Genomic DNA, 18,146 nt, shown 5'->3' with positions numbered 1-18,146 from the left:
GATGCGTATCGTTTCATCGATCCGTGTCCTGCTGCGCAGTGCGGCAGAGGGGCTGTTCAAATTCCTCGCCTGGATCGGCGAGGAGCCGATTAGCGCTTACCGGCCCGAGGCGCACTACATGCGCGGCCCGGGACCGGCCTGGCGGGCCAAGCATCAGCCGGGTCAGGTTGCCTCGCTCCGGCGCGTCAGGTGATCGAGCAGATTCATCGGCAGCGGAAACACCACGGTTGAGGAGCGCTCGCCGGCGATGTCCTGCAGCGCCGCGAAGTAGCGGAGCTGCATGGCCTGCGGCTCCTGCGCGAGGATCCGCCCGGCCTCGACGAGCTTCTCGGCGGCCTGCTGCTCGCCCATCGCGTTGATCACCTTTGCGCGCCGCAACCGTTCCGCCTCGGCTTGCTTGGCGATTGCCCGCACCATGGTTTCGTTGAGATCGATATCCTTGATCTCGATCCCGGTCACCTTGATGCCCCAGGCGTCGGTCTGCTTGTCGAGGATTTCCTGGATATCGGCGTTGAGCCGGTCGCGTTCGGCGAGCATCTCGTCGAGCTCGTGCTTGCCGAGCACCGAGCGCAGCGTGGTCTGTGCAAGCTGACTGGTCGCAGCCATATAGTCGCTGACCTTGATGATGGCGCGTTCGGGATCGACGATGCGGAAGTAGAGAACGGCGTTGACCTTGACCGAGACGTTGTCGCGCGAAATCACGTCCTGGGGTGGCACCACCTGCACCACCACCCGGAGATCGACCTTCACCAGCTGCTGCACGATCGGAATCAGGAGGAAGAGCCCGGGGCCCTTCACGCCGGTGAAGCGGCCCAGCGTGAAGACGACGCCGCGCTCATATTCGCGCAGGACACGAACGGCCTGCGTCAGGAATATCACGACGACCAGCGCCAGCGCCGCATAGCCGAAATAATCAAGCATCATGCTGTACCTCCCTGCCGGTGGCGATCGGCGCGCGCCGCACCACCAGCGTCAAATCGATCAGTTTGGCGACCTCGACGGTCTCTCCGGACTGGAACGTCTCGGTGCCGCGCGCTTGCCAGCGCTCGCCATTGGTGAAGACGTGACCTGATGTCCCGGACCAGTCGAGCACCTCGGCCGACAGGCCCTGCATGGCCTGGGCACCGAGGCGCAGCTGCTCTTTCGCGGCGCGGCGCAGCGCGCCGAGCACGGCAACCAGGAAGGCAGCAAGCGCCGCCGCGGTGATGCCGATGACCCACCATGACAGGCCGTAGCCCGGCGTCTCGTCCCGGAACAGCATCAGCGCGCCCAGCACGAAGGCGACAAGCCCTCCGGCGCCGATCACGACCGTCGGGTTGAAGGCCTCGATGGCGAGCAGCGCGATCCCGACCAGCATCAGGGCGAAGCTCGCGTAGTTGGTCGGCAGCAGATTGAGAGCGTAGAGGCCGAGCAGCAGGCAGATCGTGCCGACGACCCCCGGAGCGACCATGCCGGGCGACATGAATTCGAAGATCAGCCCGTAGATGCCGACCATCAGCAGGATGAACGCAACGTTGGGATCGGTGATGACCGCAAGCAGGCGCGAGATCCAGCCGGGTTCGATCGCTTCGATCGCGATGTCCTTGGTTGCAAGCCGTTGCGTCTTGCCGGCTGCGACCTCCACCGTCCGACCGTCGACCTGTCTGAGCAGATCGGCCGGATCGCGTGCGATGATCTCGATGACATTGGCCTGCAGCGCAGCGTTGGTGGACAGGGTGGCGGCCTCGCGCACCGCCTTCTCGGCCCAGTCGGCGTTGCGGCCGCGCAGCTCGGCGAGGCTGCGGATGAAAGCGACGGCGTCATTCGTCGCCTTCGCCGTCATGGTATCCTTCGGTTGCTGCTGGCGGTCACCATCCTTGGCGTCCTTGTCGGGGCCGGGCAGGCCCGGTACGCCGCCGATCTGCACCGGCGTTGCGGCCCCGATGTTGGTGCCTGGCGCCATCGCCGCGATGTGCGTCGCATAGAGTATGTAGGTTCCGGCGCTCGCCGCATGCGCGCCGGAGGGGGCGACATAACCGACCACGGGGACAGGAGAGGCAAGCACGTCGGCGATGATCTCGCGCATGCTGGTGTTCAGACCACCCGGCGTATTCAGCCGCAGCACGACAAGCTCGGCGCGCCGTTCGGCGGCCTTGGCCAGGGCGCCCTTCACATAGCTGGCCGACGCTGGCCCGATGGCTCCATCGATCGAAACGGTCACGGCGAGGCGGCTGTTGTCCTCCGCGGCACCGGGACGGATGGAGACAAAGAGGGCGATGAGCGCGGTCGCCGCAACGAGGGCTGCCCTTAAGGTCTGCACGGCAAGCACTCCCTTGCCGAAAATATGGGGCGCCGCTTCGGAACCTCAATATGGGCGTGGTGTCACGGGCGATGCCGGCGCGTGCCATTGTGCATTGCGATGACTTGCGTCGGGCCGGCACATCTCACTGCGCGGCGGCGAGGTATTCGTCGGCAAGCTCGGCCATCGCCTGCGCGAGCTCGGCTTTCGCCGATCCGTTGAGTTGGACGATCGGCGGCCGCGTCGCCGGCTGCATGAACCCGAGCAGCGCCAGCGCGAATTTCAAGGCGGCGGGATGCTCGCGCTCCAACAGGGTTGCAAGCGGCACCAGCCGCTGGTGCAACTCCCGCGCCTGGTACAACCGTCCCGCGCGAAAATGCCTGTGAACGGCCACATACAGATCGGGCGCGACGTTCGCCACGGCCGAGATGCAGCCATCGCCGCCGGCCGCGATATAGGCGAGCGATGAATTGTCGTCGCCCGTCAGCATCCGGAACGTTGCCGGCAGGCGTAGGCGCAGGCGCGCCAGGCGGGCGACGTCGCCGCCGCCGTCGCGCAATCCCACGATGCGTGGCGCTGCGGCGAGCTCGAGCAGCGTCTCATCCGCAAGGCCCTTCACCGTCCGCGACGGGATGTCGTGCAGGATCACCGGCAGCGTGGTGGCCGCGGTGACGGCCTGGAAATGCGCGGCCATGCCCTGTGGCATCGGCTTGTTGTAATAGGGCACGACCGACATGATGGCGTCGGCGCCGGCCGCCGCTGCGGTCCGGGTGAACGTGACCGCGCGATCGGTTGCGTTCGACCCGGCGCCGGCGATGATTCGGACCCGCTTGCGCGCGATGCTGGCCGCGATGCGAACCAGCTGCACGCGCTCCGCGGGCTCAAGCGTCGAGCTTTCGCCCGCGGTCTCACCCACCACCAGCGCGGTGGCGCCGGCCGCGATCTGGCGCTCGCAAAGCCGTGCGAACGCCTCGGCGTCGATCTCGCCCTGATGGTTGAAGGGGGTCGGAAGATCGGGGATGAAGCCCGACAGCCATTCGGCCGTGTCCGCTTTCGAAGCCGCTTTCGCAGTCGCCGCTTTCGCAGTCATGGGGGTGGCTCAGGCCACGCGGCTTGCGGGGAGGTTCGCGGTCTCGCCGCGCATATCGAGCTCGATCTCGCGCGACAGCTCGATGATCATTTCAGGGTGCTGGCCGTTCTCGAACAGCGCGTATTTGACGGCCTGGGCGCGGTTGACGAATAGGCCGCCATAGAGGCCGTTCTGTTGCTGGGCGACCCACTGGCCGCGGTGGTTGCGGCCGATGAAGACAATGGTGGACGCTGCGCTACACGAGGGAGGTTCGACGAGTTTCACGGTGGTAGTCCTTGCTCTTTTGTTTTTGACGCGTTTTCTTCACGCGAACCGGTATCCATTTCGCTCGAAAACGCTTCAGTCACAGTCACGCGATCAATGTCTGATTTGCCGGATATGAAATCGAGCGCGTGCGAGCAGCGACTTCATAGGAGCGGCATAGGATTTGAGGGGTGATTTCAGAGGCGCTGGACGATGCCGGTGCCGAGCGCGCACAGCGCGACATAGGCGGTCATCTCGTCCCAGTGATTGAGGTTTTTGGCAAACGGCATCTCGCGCTTGACGAGCCCGGCCAGCGCGCAGATCAGCGCCGACATCCAGAGCAGCGTGACGAGGCCCTTGCCGAAGCCTGTGCCGGCGAACACGGCGAAGCCGATCATGATGGCGAGCCGGAAGCCGAACCGGACCAGGACCTGGGCCGACCGCAGCTGTCGCGGCAGTTGCTTGGTGTTCACGGCGGGGCCGCCGTCAGCCGATATTGTCGACGAACAGCGGCTCGTAGAGCGAGCGCGTGTCGCGGCGGACGGTGGGTACGCTGGTCCGACTGTCGGGCGCGCTGATCCGCTGTGCCTCGACGAAGGCGCTGAGGATCGCGAGCGCGAGATCGCTGTGGCGGGTTTCGATCGACTGGTCGAGCCAGTCCGGAAGTTCGCGTTCGCGCGACAATGCGCAATGCCATTCGCCCTCGTCATAGACCAGGCGGCGGACCTGCCATTGCGGCAGTTCGAGATCGAGCAGCGCGATCGCTGCATCGGTCCAGGCGCCGGACTGGATCAGGCGCTCGACACGGGCGCTCTTGCCGTTCTGCCCGACCGACGGAAAGCGCCGGCAGGTCTGGCTGATGATGTCGGCCATGAACTCTGCAGTGACCGCATAAGCGTCGCGCAGCCGGTCGCCGAGGTCGGTCGAGGAGTTTTGGGATAGCACGGACATGACGTCATCTCGTTCTACGCGCGGCCCAAGAAGGAGTGGTTCAAGGCATTGGCCGCAGGCCCAAAATGGCCGGATAGCCATTTGAAAACGAGATGAAGCGAGGGGCGGAGATATAGGGATTCCATAAAGATGGAACCCACGTCGTCGTCCTGGCGAAAGCCAGGACCCATTACCCCGGATGGAAATCGTTGGGCGATGCTGGGGCCGCCTATCTCGTTCATCACCAAGCGCGGTGGTTATGGGTCCTGGCTTTCGCCAGGACGACGGCGGAGAGGCACGGACCTTTATAGGATTCCTATAACGTCCTTATGCGCCACATCTCGAAAACCTATGCCCCGGATGGCACCTCACCACCACCCGGCGCGGAGCGCTTATACGGTCGCCCGCGCCCTGTGACCATAGGAGTCTCACATGATGGACATTCTCATGGCGGCGCTCGCGATCGGCTTCTTCGCGGCCGGCATCGGCTACGCCTACGCCTGCGAACGGCTGTAAGGGAGGCGGCGATGATCTTCGATTATTCGCTCGCCGGCCTCGTCTCGCTCGGCCTGTTGTTCTACCTCACCTACGCTTTGCTGCGGCCCGAACGCTTCTAGGCGGTCCGCAATGCTCGCGCTTTGCACAATTCTGTTAGCCGACGCGGTGCTGACCGGGCTGCTGCTCGGCCTGTTCGCGTCGCTGCTGCGCTTCGCACCCATTCGAAAGGCTTGACGCAATGACCGTCATCGGCTGGATTCAAATTATTCTGTTTTGCGCGATCGTGATCGCGCTGGTCAAACCGCTCGGCTGGTACATGACCCGCGTGTTCAACGGCGAGCGCACCTTCCTCTCGCCCGTGCTGCGCCCGGTCGAGCGCGGCATCTACTGGGTCGGCGGCGTCGACGAGCGGCGCGAGCAGCACTGGCTGACCTATACGGTCGCCATGCTGCTGTTCCATGTCGGCGGCTTCGCCCTCATCTACGGCCTGATGCGGCTGCAGGCGGTGCTGCCGTTCAACCCGGCCGGACAGTCCGCGGTTGCCGAGGATCTCTCGTTCAACACCGCGATCTCCTTCATCACCAACACCAACTGGCAGAACTACGGCGGTGAGAGCACGCTGTCCTATCTGGTCCAGATGCTCGGCCTGACCCACCAGAACTTCCTGTCGGCGGCGACCGGCATCGCGCTCGCGATGGCGCTGATCCGCGGCTTTACCCGCTCGTCGATGCGCACGGTCGGCAATTTCTGGGTCGACGTCACGCGCTGCACGCTCTATGTGCTGCTGCCGATCTGCATCGTCTATGCGCTGTTCCTGGTCTGGCAGGGCATGCCGCAGACGCTCGGCGCCTATGTCGACGCCACCACGCTGGAAGGCGGCAAGCAGACCATCGCGCTCGGCCCGGTGGCCTCGCAGGTCGCGATCAAGATGCTCGGCACCAATGGCGGCGGCTTCTTCAATGCCAACGCCGCGCACCCGTTCGAGAATCCGACGGCGCTGTCGAACCTCGTGCAGATGATCTCGATCTTCGCGCTCGGCGCGGCGATGACCAACGTGTTCGGCCGCATGGTCGGCAACGAGCGCCAGGGCTGGGCGATCTTCGCCGTGATGGGCATCCTGTTCGTCGCCGGCGTTGTCGTCACCTATTGGGCGGAAGCCAACGGCACCTCGGCGCTGCAGGCGCTCGGCCTGACGGGCGGCAACATGGAGGGCAAGGAGGTCCGCTTCGGCATCGTCGCGTCCTCGCTGTTCGCCGTCGTCACCACCGCCGCCTCCTGCGGCGCGGTCAACGCCATGCATGACAGCTTCACCGCGCTCGGCGGCATGATCCCGCTGATCAACATGCAACTCGGCGAAGTCATCATCGGCGGCGTCGGCGCCGGCTTCTACGGCATGCTGCTGTTCGTCGTGCTGGCGATCTTCGTCGCCGGCCTGATGGTCGGCCGCACCCCGGAATATGTCGGCAAGAAGATCGAGGCGCGCGAGGTCAAGATGGCGATGCTCGCGATCCTGGTGCTGCCGCTGATGTATCTCGGCTGGACCGCGGTCGGCGTGGTGCTGCCGTCGGCGGTGGCCTCGATGGCCAATGCCGGCCCGCACGGCTTCACCGAGGTGCTCTATGCCTTCACCTCGGCGACCGGCAATAACGGCTCGGCGTTCGGAGGCCTCACCGGCAACACCTTGTTCTACAACCTGACGCTCGCGTCTGCGATGTTCGTCGGCCGCTTCTTCATGATCGTGCCGGCGATGGCGATCGCGGGATCGCTGGTCGAGAAGAAGTCGATCCCGGCCTCGGCGGGCACGTTCCCGACCACCGGCGGCCTGTTCGTCGGCCTCGTCATCGGCGTCATCCTGATCATCGGCGGCCTGACCTTCTTCCCGGCGCTGGCGCTCGGGCCGATCGTCGAGCACCTCGCCATGAACGCTAACACCCTCTTTTGATCCGATACGTCCGGAGTGACATCCATGGAAACCATGAAACTGCAGAAGCAGGTGACGGCGTCGACCATGCTCGACCCGAAGATCCTGGTGCCGGCGATCTGGTCGGCCTTCGTCAAGCTCGATCCTCGCCTGATGGCGAAGAATCCCGTGATGTTCGTCGTCGAGGTCGTGGCCGCGCTGACCACCGTGATCTTCGTGCGCGACCTCGTCACCGGTGGCGCCAATCTCGGCTTCACCTTCCAGATCATCCTCTGGCTCTGGTTCACGGTGCTGTTCGCCAACTTCGCCGAAGCGGTCGCTGAAGGCCGCGGCAAGGCGCAGGCGGAATCGCTGAAGAAGACCCGCACCGAGAGCCAGGCCAAGCTGCTCACCGGCACCGACCGGACCTACCGGATGGTGCCGGGCACCTCGCTGAAGGTCGGCGATGTCGTGCTGGTCGAGGCCGGCGACAACATCCCGTCGGACGGCGAGGTGATCGAAGGCGTCGCTTCGGTCAATGAAGCGGCGATCACTGGCGAGTCAGCGCCGGTCATCCGCGAATCCGGCGGTGACCGTTCGGCGGTCACCGGTGGCACCCAGGTGCTGTCGGACTGGATTCGCGTCCGCATCACCGCGGCGCAGGGTTCGACCTTCATCGACCGCATGATCAAGCTGGTGGAGGGCGCCGAGCGGCAGAAGACGCCGAACGAGATCGCGCTCAACATCCTGCTCGCGGGCCTCACCATCATCTTCGTGTTCGCCACGGTGACGATCCCGAGCTATGCGGCCTATGCCGGCGGCTCGATCTCGGTCGTGGTGCTGGTGGCGCTGTTCGTCACGCTGATCCCGACCACGATCGGCGCGCTATTGTCGGCGATCGGTATCGCCGGCATGGACCGCCTGGTGCGCTTCAACGTGCTGGCGATGTCCGGCCGTGCGGTGGAAGCCGCCGGCGACGTCGACACGCTGCTCCTGGACAAGACCGGCACCATCACGCTCGGCAACCGCCAGGCGACCGCGTTCCGTCCGATCCGCGGCGTCTCCGAGCAGGACCTTGCCGACGCGGCGCAGCTCGCTTCGCTCGCCGACGAAACGCCGGAGGGCCGTTCGATCGTGGTGCTCGCCAAGGAGAAGTATGGCATCCGCGGCCGCGACATGCATGAGCTTGCCGCGACCTTCGTGCCGTTCACCGCGCAGACCCGCATGAGCGGCATCGATGCCGGCTCCTCGTCGGTCCGCAAGGGCGCGGTCGACGCGATCCTCAGCTATGTCGACGGCGGCTCGCACCGCACGGTCGCGTCGGGCAACACCGTTCGTGCGGTCGCGGCGACGATGAGCGCGGAAGCGCGCGAGATCCAGTCGATCGCCGACGAGATCGCCAAGGCCGGCGGAACGCCACTGGCCGTCGCCAAGGACGGCAAGCTGCTCGGCGTCGTGCATCTGAAGGACATCGTCAAGGGCGGTATCCGTGAGCGCTTTGCGGAATTGCGCCGCATGGGCATCCGCACCGTGATGATCACCGGCGACAATCCGATGACCGCGGCCGCGATCGCGGCCGAGGCCGGCGTCGACGACTTCCTGGCGCAGGCAACGCCCGAGGACAAGCTCAAGCTGATCCGCGACGAGCAATCCAAGGGCAAGCTGGTCGCGATGTGCGGCGACGGCACCAACGACGCGCCGGCGCTCGCCCAGGCCGATGTCGGCGTCGCCATGAACACCGGCACGCAGGCCGCCCGCGAGGCCGGCAACATGGTCGACCTCGACTCCAACCCGACCAAGCTGATCGAGGTGGTGGAGATCGGCAAGCAGCTGTTGATGACCCGCGGTGCGCTGACCACGTTCTCGATCGCCAACGACGTCGCGAAATATTTTGCGATCATCCCGGCGATGTTCCTCGCGTTCTATCCGCAGCTCGAGGTGCTGAACGTGATGCGGTTGGCAAGTCCGCAGAGCGCGATCCTGTCGGCGATCATCTTCAACGCGCTGATCATCATCGCGCTGATCCCGCTGGCGCTGAAGGGCGTCAAGTATCGCGCTGTCGGTGCCGGCGCGCTGCTCGGCCGCAACCTGATGATCTACGGCCTCGGCGGCATCATCATCCCGTTCATCGGCATCAAGGCGATCGACCTCATCGTCGCCGCCCTGGGCCTGGCGTAACCCGTACAACCGTCATTGCGAGGAGCGAAGCGACGAAGCAATCCATCGATCCCCGTGCTGAACCATGGATTGCTTCGCTTCGCTCGCAATGACGAAAGAGAACTAGGAGACCTATCATGTTGAGAGAAATCCGCCCCGCCATCCTCGTGCTGGTCCTGCTGACCGCGATCACGGGCCTTGCCTATCCGCTCGCCATTACCGGGATCGCCGGCGTGATCTTTCCGAGGCAGGCGCAAGGCAGCCTGATCGAGAAGGACGGCAAGGTGATCGGCTCCGCCCTGATCGGGCAGGAGTTCAAGGAGGACAAATACTTCCACGGCCGGCCGTCGGCGACGGTAGCGCCCGATCCGAACGACTCCTCCAAGACCGTGCCGGCGCCCTACAACGCAGCCAATTCCGGCGGCTCCAACCTCGGCCCGACCAGCAAGGCGCTGAACGACCGGATCAAGGACGATGTCGAGAAGCTGAAGGCGGAGAATCCGTCCGCCAGCGTGCCGGTCGATCTCGTCACCACCTCGGCCAGCGGTCTCGATCCCGACATCTCGCCGGACGCCGCGCTGTTCCAGGTGCCGCGGGTCGCCAAGGCGCGCAGCATGTCCGAGGACGCGGTGCACCAGCTGGTGACGCAGAACATCCAGGGCCGCTTTGCCGGCGTGCTGGGTGAGCCCCGCGTTAACGTTCTTGCGCTCAACCTGGCGCTGGACGCGGCAAACGCGAAATAGGGGAGTAGGCCGCCACTCGCAGGATGACTATATTGCGGTATGGCCAATCAGCGCGACCCTGAAAAACGACCCTCGCCGGATGCGCTGCTGGAGGCGGCGCGCCGCGAGGCCGATCGTTCGGGACGGCTGAAGATCTTCATCGGCGCAGCCCCCGGCGTCGGCAAGACCTACGAGATGCTGCAAAGCGCCCACGCCCGCCTCAAGGCGGGCGTCGACGTCGTGGTCGGTGTGGTCGAAACCCACGGACGGGTGGAGACCGAGGCGCTGCTGAAGGGCCTCGAAGTGCTGCCGCGGAAGCGGCTGGCCTATCGCGACCAGACGCTCGAGGAGATGGACCTCGACGCCTTGATCGCGCGGCGGCCGCAGCTTGCGCTGGTCGACGAGCTCGCCCATACCAATGCGCCGGGCAGCCGGCATCCCAAGCGCTATCTCGACGTCGAGGAGCTGCTGTCGCACGGCATCGACGTCTACACCGCGATCAACATCCAGCACATCGAGAGCCTCAACGACGTCGTCGCGCAGATCACCCATGTGCGAGTGCGCGAGACCGTGCCCGACTCGGTGGTCGATCGCGCCGACGCCATCGAGCTGATCGACCTCACCCCCGACGATTTGATCCAGCGGCTGAAGGAGGGCAAGGTCTATGTGCCCAAGCAGGCCGAGCGGGCGTTGGAGCATTATTTCTCGCCCGGCAATCTGACCGCGCTGCGCGAGCTGGCGCTGCGGCGTACCGCCGAGCGGGTCGACGAGCAGCTGCTCACCCACATGCAGGCCAATGCCATCCAGGGTCCCTGGGCGGCGGGCGAGCGCATCCTGGTCTGCCTCAGCGAGGACCCGCGCGCGGCCGGTCTCGTGCGCTACACCAAGCGCCTGGCCGACCGGCTGCATGCGCAATGGACCGCCGTCAGCATCGAGACGCGGCGCAGCCTGCAATTGACCGACGAGCAGCGCGACCGGCTCTCCGACACCATGCGGCTTGCCGAATCGCTCGGCGGCGAGGCGCTGACGCTTCCCGGTGTCGGCCGCCGCATCGCCGACGATGTCATCAATTTTGCCCAGGCCAACAACGTCACCCAGATCATCATCGGCAAGTCGACGCGCTCGCGCTGGTTCGAGCTGACGCATGGCTCGGTGGTGCACGATCTGGTGCGCCGCGCCGGCAATATCAGCGTCAACGTGATCGCCGGCGACGAGCTGCCGGTCGGCAAGGCGCCGGTGCAGACCGCGCAGCGGCAGGAGCCGTTCAATCCGCGGCCTTATCTGATGTCGCTGCTGCTGGTGGGACTCGGGCTCGGCGCGGCCAAGCTGATCCAGCCGTTCTTCGGCATCGAGAATGTCGACCTCGTCTTCCTCACCGCCGTGGTCGGCGCCGCGGCGCGTTACGGCCTGTGGCCGTCGCTGCTGGCGAGCGTCGCCGCCTCGCTGTGCTACAATTTCTTCTTCCTGCCGCCGGTCTATACCTTCACCATCACCGACCCGACCAATGTCGCGGCGTTCTTCTTCTTCATGCTGATCGCGCTGATCGTCTCCAACGTCGCGGCACGGGTACGTATCCAGGCCGACACCGCGATCGGTCGCGTCCGCACCACCGAATCGCTCTACGCCTTCAGCCGCAAGCTCGCCGGCACCGCGACGCTCGACGACGTGCTGTGGGCGACCGCCTACCAGATTGCCCTGATGCTGAAGGTGCGGGTGGTGCTGCTGCTGCCGGAGGACGGATTGTTGGCGGTCAAGACCGGCTATCCGCCGGAAGACCAGCTTGACCAGGCTGATCTTGCCGCCGCCAACTGGGCCTGGGGCAACGATCGCCCGGCCGGCCGCGGTTCCGACACGCTGCCGGGCGGAAAGCGGCTGTTCCTGCCGATGCGCACCGGCCGCGGCCCGATCGGCGTGATCGGCATCGACGACGATCGCACCGGGCCGCTGCTGACGCCGGACCAGCGCCGGCTACTCGATGCGCTGGTCGATCAGGGCGCGCTGGCGATCGAGCGCGTGCTGTTGGTCGAGGACATGGATCGGGTCAAGCGCACGGTCGAATCCGACCGGCTGCGCGGCGCGCTCTTGACCTCCATCTCGCACGATCTCAAGACGCCGCTCGCCTCGGTGCTCGGCTCGGCCTCCGCGCTGCGCGATCTCGGTGCCAGCCTGAGCGACGCCCAGAAGCATGATCTGCTCGCCACCGTGATCGACGAATCCGAGCGGCTGAACCGCTTCATCGCCAATCTGCTCGACATGACCAAGCTGGAATCCGGCGCGGTCGTGCCGAACACGGCGCGGCACGATGTCGGCGAAATCGTCGGCAGCGCATTGCGCCGGGCGGGCAAGATCCTGGTGCACCACAGGGTGTCGCTGGAGCTCGCAGCCGACCTGCCGATGCTGGAGCTCGACGCCGTGCTGTTCGAGCAGGTGCTGTTCAACCTGCTCGACAACGCCGCCAAATATGCCCCGTCGGACACCACGATCTCGATCCGCGGCGGCCGCGACCGTGACGCGGTGACGCTGCAGATCCTCGATGAAGGCAACGGCATTCCGGCCGCCGAGCTCGAAAGCGTGTTCGACAAATTCTATCGCGCCGAGAAGGGCGACCATGTCCGCCCCGGCACCGGCCTTGGCCTTGCGATCTCGCGCGGCTTCGTCGAGGCGATGCGCGGCACGATCGCGGCGGCCAACCGCTCCGACCGGACCGGCGCCGTCATCACCATCCGCCTGCCTGTTACGGCCGACACCAACGCGCTGGACACTGCTGCATGAATGCTATCCCCATCAAGGTCCTGGTCATCGACGATGAGCCGCCGATCCGCAAGCTGTTGCGGATGGGGCTGAGCACGCAGGGCTACGACATCCTCGAGGCCTCCAACGGCAAGCTGGCGCTGGAAATGCTGGGCGAGGGGCCGGCGCTGATCATCCTCGATCTCGGATTGCCCGATATCCAGGGCCACGATCTCCTGCGCATGATCCGCGGCCGCAACGAGAGCGTCCCGATCGTGGTGCTGTCGAGCCGCGGCGACGAGGCCGGCAAGGTGCAGGCACTCGATCTCGGCGCCGACGATTACCTGACCAAGCCGTTCGGTATGGACGAATTGCTTGCGCGGCTGCGCGCGGCGCTGCGCCACCAGTTGCAGGTGCAGGGCGAGCGTCCGGTGTTCCGCTCCGGCGATCTCTCGGTCGATCTGGTGCGCCGGATCGTCAAGGTTGGCGACAAGGAGATCAAGCTGTCGCCGAAGGAGTACGATCTTTTGCGCGTGCTGGTGCAGCATGCCGGCAAGGTGCTGACGCATCGCTTCCTGCTGAAGGAATTGTGGGACGAACTGACCGACGCGCAATATCTGCGCGTCTATGTCCGCCAGCTCCGCCAGAAGATCGAGGCCGATCCCGAGCGCCCGCAATTCGTGCTGACCGAAACCGGCATCGGCTATCGGCTGCGCGCGGCGGACTGAGCTGTCACAGCGATCGGAACTTTGGCTCCCATCGAGGCTTGTTTCCCCTTACCGGGAGAGAAGCCATGGCAAGGAAATACTCGCGGAAGGCATCTGATGATGTCGAGCGTGTAATGAAGAAACGCAAGGCCGGAACACTGCGCAGCGGCCGCTCGAAGAAGAAGGTGACGAGCCGCAAGCAGGCGATCGCGATCGGACTATCCGAGGCCCGCGCCAAGGGGCGGAAGGTGCCGAAGAAGGCCGCCAGGAAGACGGCCAAGAAGATGGCGAAGAAGCGCAAGGCTGCGAAGAAGCGGTAGGGCGCCGTCCGTCTACCTTCGTCATGGCCGGGCTTGACCCGGCCATCCACGTCTTTCTGGCCAAGAAGATGGATACCCGGGTCAAGCCCGGGCACGACGCGTGAAATTCAATTCACCCCGCCTTCCGCGACCGCGCGCTCGACCGGTGCGCCTTCTTCGCGGCACGGCGGTGCGAGGTCGGGCGGCGCGCACTGGATTGCGCACGCTTCGCGCCGCCTTTCCGGTCTTTCAGGCTCTGCTTCAGCGCGTCCATCAGGTTCACCACATTGCTGGGCTTCTCCTCACGCTCGACGGCCTTGATCGGCTTGCCCGCGGCCTTGCGGCGTACCAGCGCTTTCAACGCGGTCTCGTACTCGTCCTTGAATTTCGATGGGTCGAAATGCGCGGCCTTGCTGTCGAGGATGTGGCCGGCGAGTTCGATCATGTCCTTGGTGACCTTCGGGCTCTTGATGTCGTCAAAATAATCGTCGGCATCACGGACCTCGTACGGGTAGCGCAGGGTGGTGCCGAGCATGCCTTTGTCGAGTGGCTCGATCGCGATCACGTGCTCACGGTTGGTCAGCACGATGCGTGCCAGTGCGACCCGGTCCTGGTCCTTCATGGCGTCGCGGATCACCGCGAATGCGTCGGCCCCGGCCTTGCCCTCGGGCCTGATGTAGTAGGGGTGGTCGAGATAGCGCTTGTCGATCTCGCCCGCGGGCACAAAGGAATCGATATCGATGGTGTGGTTGCTCTCGATCTGGACCGCATCGAGCTCGTCCTTCTCGATCTCGACATATTTGCCCTTGCGGACCTCGTAGCCGCGGCCCTTCTGGTCGCCCTCGACGACGTCGCCAGTCTCGGCATCGACCATCTGCTGCTTCAGCCGGTTGCCGGTCTCCCGGTTGATCATGTGGAAGCGGGTCTTCTCGACCGCCGTCGAGGCCGGATAGAGCGCCACGGGACATGACACCAGAGAAAGCTTGAGCGTGCCTTTCCAGTAGGCGCGGGGAGCGGCCATGATCGCCTCCAAACAGCTTGAGTTTGGAACTTGAACGGATACCGTAGGTTTTGGTTCCTGATGGCCGCAGGCTCGCGGCGGCCGCCGTTTGTGCCGAGGCCTGTAAGTGTCGCTGAGAAACCTCACCACCTATCGCAAGAAACGCGACTTCGAGAAGACCAATGAGCCGTCGGGCGACGTCAAGGTGGCGCCCGGCAAGCTACGGCGCTTCGTGATCCAGAAGCATGACGCGACGCGGCTGCATTATGATTTTCGGCTCGAGTTCGACGGCGTCTTCAAGTCCTGGGCGGTGACGCGCGGGCCGTCGCTTGACCCGCATGACAAGCGGCTCGCGGTCGAGGTCGAGGATCATCCGCTCGACTATGGCGATTTCGAAGGCACGATTCCGGAAGGCCAGTATGGCGGCGGCACGGTGCAGCTCTGGGATCGCGGCACCTGGGAGTCTGACGATCCCGAGCGCGGCTTCAGGAAGGGTGATCTGAAGTTCACGCTTCACGGCGACAAGCTGCACGGCAGCTGGGTGCTGGTGCGGATGAAGAACGACCGCTTTGGCGGCAAGCGCACCAACTGGCTCCTGATCAAGCACCGCGACGAATTTGCCGTTGACAGCAATGGCGAGGCGATCCTCGAGGAGGACCGCTCGGTCGCCTCCGGCCGCTCGATGGCAGAGATCGCCGCCGGCAAGGGCCGCGCGCCGAAGCCGTTCATGCTGGCCAAAGGCAACGGCAAGGCCAAAGCGGACGCGGTCTGGCAGTCCAATCACGGCATGGCTGCGGACGCGCGCGCGAAGACCAAGGCGCCGCCGCCCAAGACAAAATTAAAGGAACAATTGAAGGCAGTGTCAAAGGCGCAGCCGAAGCGGGTGGCGGAGATGCCGGATTTCGTTCCGCCGCAACTCTGCGCCGCAGTCGAGCGTCCGCCAAATGGTACGGGCTGGTGCCACGAGATCAAGTTCGACGGCTACCGCGTGCAGCTCCGCGTCGAGGACGGCGCGGCTGTGCTGAAGACCCGCAAGGCGCTCGACTGGACCGACAAATTCGGCGCGATCGCAAAGGAAGCCGCCAAGCTGCCGGACGTCCTGATCGACGGTGAGATCGTCGCGCTCGACGAGGGCGGCATGCCGCATTTCTCGACGCTGCAGGCGGCATTGTCCGACGGCAAGACGGACCGGCTGATCTTCTACGCCTTCGACCTGCTGTTTGCCGGCAATGAGGATCTCCGCCCGCTGCCGCTCACCGAGCGCAAGGCGCGGCTGAAAGCGCTGCTTGAGGGACGCAAGGGCAAGAACCCTTTGATCCGCTATGTCGAGCATTTCGAGGAGCGCGGCGAGGCAGTGCTGGATTCCGCGCGCAAGCTCGGGCTGGAAGGCATCGTCTCCAAGCGGCTCGACGGCGCCTACCGCTCGGGCCGGTCCGATGACTGGACCAAAGCAAAAATCCGCGCCGGCCATGAGGTGGTGATCGGCGGCTGGAAGACCACCAACGGCAAATTCCGCTCGCTGATGGCCGGCGTCTATCGCGACGATCATCTGGCCTTTGTCGGCATCGTCGGCACCGGCTTCGGCCAGGACACGGTCCGCCGCATCATGCCGGCGCTGAAGGCCGCGGCATCCGACACGAGCCCGTTCGGCGGCAAGGACGCGCCGAAGAAAACTCGCGACGTGCACTGGCTGAAGCCGGAGCTGGTCGCCGAGATCGAGTTCGCCGGCTGGACCGACGCCGGTAATATTCGCCAGGCCGCATTCAAGGGCCTGCGCCAGGACAAGCCGGCGCATGAAGTCGAGGCCGAGCGGCCGGTCGTAACCAAGGTGGTGAGGCCGATGGCCACAGGAAGATCATCCGGGAAATCATCCGGCGAGGTGATGGGCGTCGCCATCTCCCATCCGGACAAGGCGTTGTGGCCCGATGCCGGCGACGGCGAGCCGGTGACCAAGCTCGACCTCGCCAACTATTTCGAGGCGGTCGGCGCATGGATGATCGGCTATCTCAAGGGCCGGCCATGCTCGATCGTGCGCGCCCCTGATGGCATCAAGGGTGAGACCTTCTTCCAGCGTCACGCGATGGCCGGCACATCGAAGCTCCTGAAGCTCGCCAAGGTGTCCGGCGACCGCAAACCCTATCTGCAGATCGACCAGGTCGAGGGGCTGGCGGCGGTGGCGCAGCTTGGCGGCCTCGAACTGCATCCCTGGAATTGCGCGCCCGATGCCTATGACACGCCGGGCCGGCTGGTGTTCGATCTCGATCCCGCGCCCGACGTCGCGTTCAGCGACGTGATCGATGCTGCCAAGGACATGCGCCAGCGGCTGTCGGCCGTTGGCCTCGAAAGCTTCTGCAAGACCACCGGCGGCAAGGGCCTTCACGTCGTGACACCGCTGCTCGCAGGCGCCAGGGACAAGGTGACGTGGAAGGAAGCCAAGGCATTCGCGCAAGGCATCTGCCAGTGGATGGCGCAGGACGATCCCGAGCGCTATCTGATCAACATGTCCAAGGCCAAGCGCACCGGAAAGATCTTCCTCGACTATCTGCGCAACGACCGGCTCTCGACGGCGGTCGCGGTGCTGTCGCCGCGGGCGCGTCCGGGCGCGACGGTGTCGATGCCGTTGACCTGGCCGCAGCTGCGCGGCGATCTCGATCCGAAGAAGTATACGGTGCGGACAGTGCCGGCGCTGCTGGCGAAGACCAAGGCGTGGGACGGCTATGAGGATGCGGCATCGTCGATCAAGGCGGCGATGAAGAAGCTCGCGGCACAGTAGCAAATGTTGGGCAAGTCTGTGTCGCTGGCTTAGGTCGTCATACCTCGCGAAAGCGGGGTATCCGGTACGCCGCGGCTTATCGGCTTAATCGTCTACGGCTCTGGAATACTGGATCACCCGCTTTCGCGGGTGATGACAGTCGTTGATGTGGATGTGGATCGGGCACAGCACTGCCAGGCGCTATAGCCTTCCGAGCAGTAGCAGGATCAGCAGGATCACGATCACGAGGCCGAGACCGCCGCCGCCATAATAGCCGGTGCCGTAGAACGGTCCGCCGCCGATGCCGCTGAAGCCGCCAAGCAGCGCAATGACCAGAATAATAAGGATGATCGTTCCAATTGACATCTCAAGCTCTCCTCAGCTCCGTGGGCCTGTGGTCTCTGCCCTTCGCGTGAGGAAACAAACCGGAACTGTGAAGGTTCCAGCACTCGCGTCGCGATAAAGTCCACATATCTTCCATTTGTGAGGAACAGAACTACATCAACATAATCCATGGAGGAGTGCACCGCGATGTCGGCGCCGCTGATCGTTTCGATTCCCCATAGCCTCGGCCGCGACGAGGCCATGCGCCGCCTGAAGCCGGGCTTGTCGCGCGCGGTGGCCAGCGTGCCGGTGTTGAGTGTCGATGAAGAGCGCTGGGACGACAACCGCATGAGCTTTCGCGTCCGCGCGCTGGGGCAGGTCGCGGCCGGGCATCTCGATGTCGAGGATAGCCATGTCCGCCTCGAGGTGACGCTGCCCTGGCTGCTGCAGCGCTTTGCCGAAGTCGCGCAGATTGCGATTCAGAAGCGCGGACAGTTGCTGCTGACCAAGCGTTGA

At 65.1% G+C, this 18,146-nt stretch carries 18 protein-coding genes; 10 read left to right on the top strand and 8 right to left on the bottom strand.

The window, feature by feature from the left end:
- Position 1: 1 nt before the first annotated feature.
- The gene (locus G6P99_RS35445) at positions 2-193 is read left to right on the top strand and encodes a hypothetical protein (RefSeq protein ID WP_035976332.1); all 192 of its coding nucleotides are present in this window, start codon (positions 2-4) and stop codon (positions 191-193) included.
- Here the strand turns inward: G6P99_RS35445 and G6P99_RS35440 are convergent.
- The 6 genes from G6P99_RS35440 to G6P99_RS35415 all read right to left on the bottom strand — a co-directional run bounded on the left by G6P99_RS35440 (position 163) and on the right by G6P99_RS35415 (position 4,562).
- Positions 163-924, bottom strand: a complete 762-nt coding sequence (locus G6P99_RS35440) for a slipin family protein (protein ID WP_029079089.1) — start codon at positions 922-924, stop codon at positions 163-165. The two genes, G6P99_RS35445 and G6P99_RS35440, sit on opposite strands and share 31 nt — an antisense overlap.
- Complete coding sequence (locus tag G6P99_RS35435; RefSeq protein ID WP_035976375.1) at positions 914-2,299, bottom strand: NfeD family protein; 1,386 nt, start codon at positions 2,297-2,299, stop codon at positions 914-916. Before G6P99_RS35435 ends, G6P99_RS35440 begins: the two co-directional genes overlap by 11 nt.
- Before the next feature lie 124 nt (positions 2,300-2,423).
- Positions 2,424-3,368: a 4-hydroxy-tetrahydrodipicolinate synthase gene (dapA, locus tag G6P99_RS35430; protein ID WP_051346060.1), complete on the bottom strand. Its 945-nt coding sequence runs from the start codon at positions 3,366-3,368 to the stop codon at positions 2,424-2,426.
- 9 nt (positions 3,369-3,377) lie between these two features.
- Positions 3,378-3,632, bottom strand: coding sequence for a hypothetical protein (locus G6P99_RS35425; RefSeq protein ID WP_035976331.1), 255 nt, complete (start codon positions 3,630-3,632; stop codon positions 3,378-3,380).
- A gap of 176 nt (positions 3,633-3,808) precedes the next feature.
- Complete coding sequence (locus G6P99_RS35420; RefSeq protein ID WP_029079086.1) at positions 3,809-4,084, bottom strand: hypothetical protein; 276 nt, start codon at positions 4,082-4,084, stop codon at positions 3,809-3,811.
- Between the two features lie 13 nt (positions 4,085-4,097).
- Positions 4,098-4,562, bottom strand: a complete 465-nt coding sequence (locus G6P99_RS35415) for a hypothetical protein (protein ID WP_029079085.1) — start codon at positions 4,560-4,562, stop codon at positions 4,098-4,100.
- A gap of 506 nt (positions 4,563-5,068) precedes the next feature.
- Here G6P99_RS35415 and G6P99_RS35410 point away from each other — a divergent pair.
- The 7 genes from G6P99_RS35410 (at position 5,069) to G6P99_RS35380 (ending at position 13,575) form a co-directional block, all read left to right on the top strand.
- Entirely contained in the window at positions 5,069-5,158 is a 90-nt protein-coding gene (locus G6P99_RS35410; RefSeq protein WP_016846764.1) for a K(+)-transporting ATPase subunit F, read from the top strand.
- Positions 5,159-5,277: 119 nt separating this feature from the next.
- A complete protein-coding gene (gene kdpA / locus G6P99_RS35405) occupies positions 5,278-6,981 on the top strand; it encodes a potassium-transporting ATPase subunit KdpA (protein WP_029079084.1) in 1,704 nt (567 codons plus the stop codon).
- Between the two features lie 24 nt (positions 6,982-7,005).
- On the top strand, positions 7,006-9,117 hold the full coding sequence (gene kdpB / locus G6P99_RS35400; RefSeq protein ID WP_029079083.1) for a potassium-transporting ATPase subunit KdpB: 2,112 nt from the start codon (positions 7,006-7,008) through the stop codon (positions 9,115-9,117).
- A gap of 116 nt (positions 9,118-9,233) precedes the next feature.
- On the top strand, positions 9,234-9,839 hold the full coding sequence (locus G6P99_RS35395) for a K(+)-transporting ATPase subunit C (protein WP_029079082.1): 606 nt from the start codon (positions 9,234-9,236) through the stop codon (positions 9,837-9,839).
- Between the two features lie 39 nt (positions 9,840-9,878).
- On the top strand, positions 9,879-12,590 hold the full coding sequence (locus tag G6P99_RS35390) for a sensor histidine kinase (RefSeq protein WP_029079081.1): 2,712 nt from the start codon (positions 9,879-9,881) through the stop codon (positions 12,588-12,590).
- Positions 12,587-13,276 (top strand): response regulator, encoded by a 690-nt coding sequence (locus G6P99_RS35385; RefSeq protein WP_029079080.1) that lies wholly within the window; start codon positions 12,587-12,589, stop codon positions 13,274-13,276. The genes G6P99_RS35390 and G6P99_RS35385 overlap by 4 nt, the downstream gene beginning before the upstream one ends.
- Positions 13,277-13,389: 113 nt before the next feature.
- A complete protein-coding gene (locus G6P99_RS35380; protein WP_245284551.1) occupies positions 13,390-13,575 on the top strand; it encodes a DUF6496 domain-containing protein in 186 nt (61 codons plus the stop codon).
- A gap of 112 nt (positions 13,576-13,687) precedes the next feature.
- On the opposite strand, the gene G6P99_RS35375 is transcribed toward G6P99_RS35380, so the two are convergent.
- Entirely contained in the window at positions 13,688-14,575 is an 888-nt protein-coding gene (locus G6P99_RS35375; RefSeq protein ID WP_029079078.1) for a Ku protein, read from the bottom strand.
- A 106-nt stretch (positions 14,576-14,681) separates the two neighbouring features.
- Between G6P99_RS35375 and ligD the strand changes: the two genes are divergently transcribed.
- The gene (gene ligD, locus G6P99_RS35370) at positions 14,682-17,327 is read left to right on the top strand and encodes a DNA ligase D (protein ID WP_165125254.1); all 2,646 of its coding nucleotides are present in this window, start codon (positions 14,682-14,684) and stop codon (positions 17,325-17,327) included.
- A 180-nt stretch (positions 17,328-17,507) separates the two neighbouring features.
- Here the strand turns inward: ligD and G6P99_RS35365 are convergent, their stop codons facing one another.
- The gene (locus tag G6P99_RS35365) at positions 17,508-17,672 is read right to left on the bottom strand and encodes a DUF3309 family protein (protein WP_021080901.1); all 165 of its coding nucleotides are present in this window, start codon (positions 17,670-17,672) and stop codon (positions 17,508-17,510) included.
- Positions 17,673-17,837: 165 nt separating this feature from the next.
- On the opposite strand from G6P99_RS35365, the gene G6P99_RS35360 reads away from it, so the two are divergent.
- Positions 17,838-18,146, top strand: a complete 309-nt coding sequence (locus G6P99_RS35360; RefSeq protein ID WP_029079076.1) for a polyhydroxyalkanoic acid system family protein — start codon at positions 17,838-17,840, stop codon at positions 18,144-18,146.

The sequence above is a fragment of the Bradyrhizobium sp. 6(2017) genome (assembly GCF_011058295.2).
GTDB lineage: Bacteria > Pseudomonadota > Alphaproteobacteria > Rhizobiales > Xanthobacteraceae > Bradyrhizobium > Bradyrhizobium septentrionale.
This window is presented reverse-complemented; position numbering and strand designations above follow the sequence as displayed.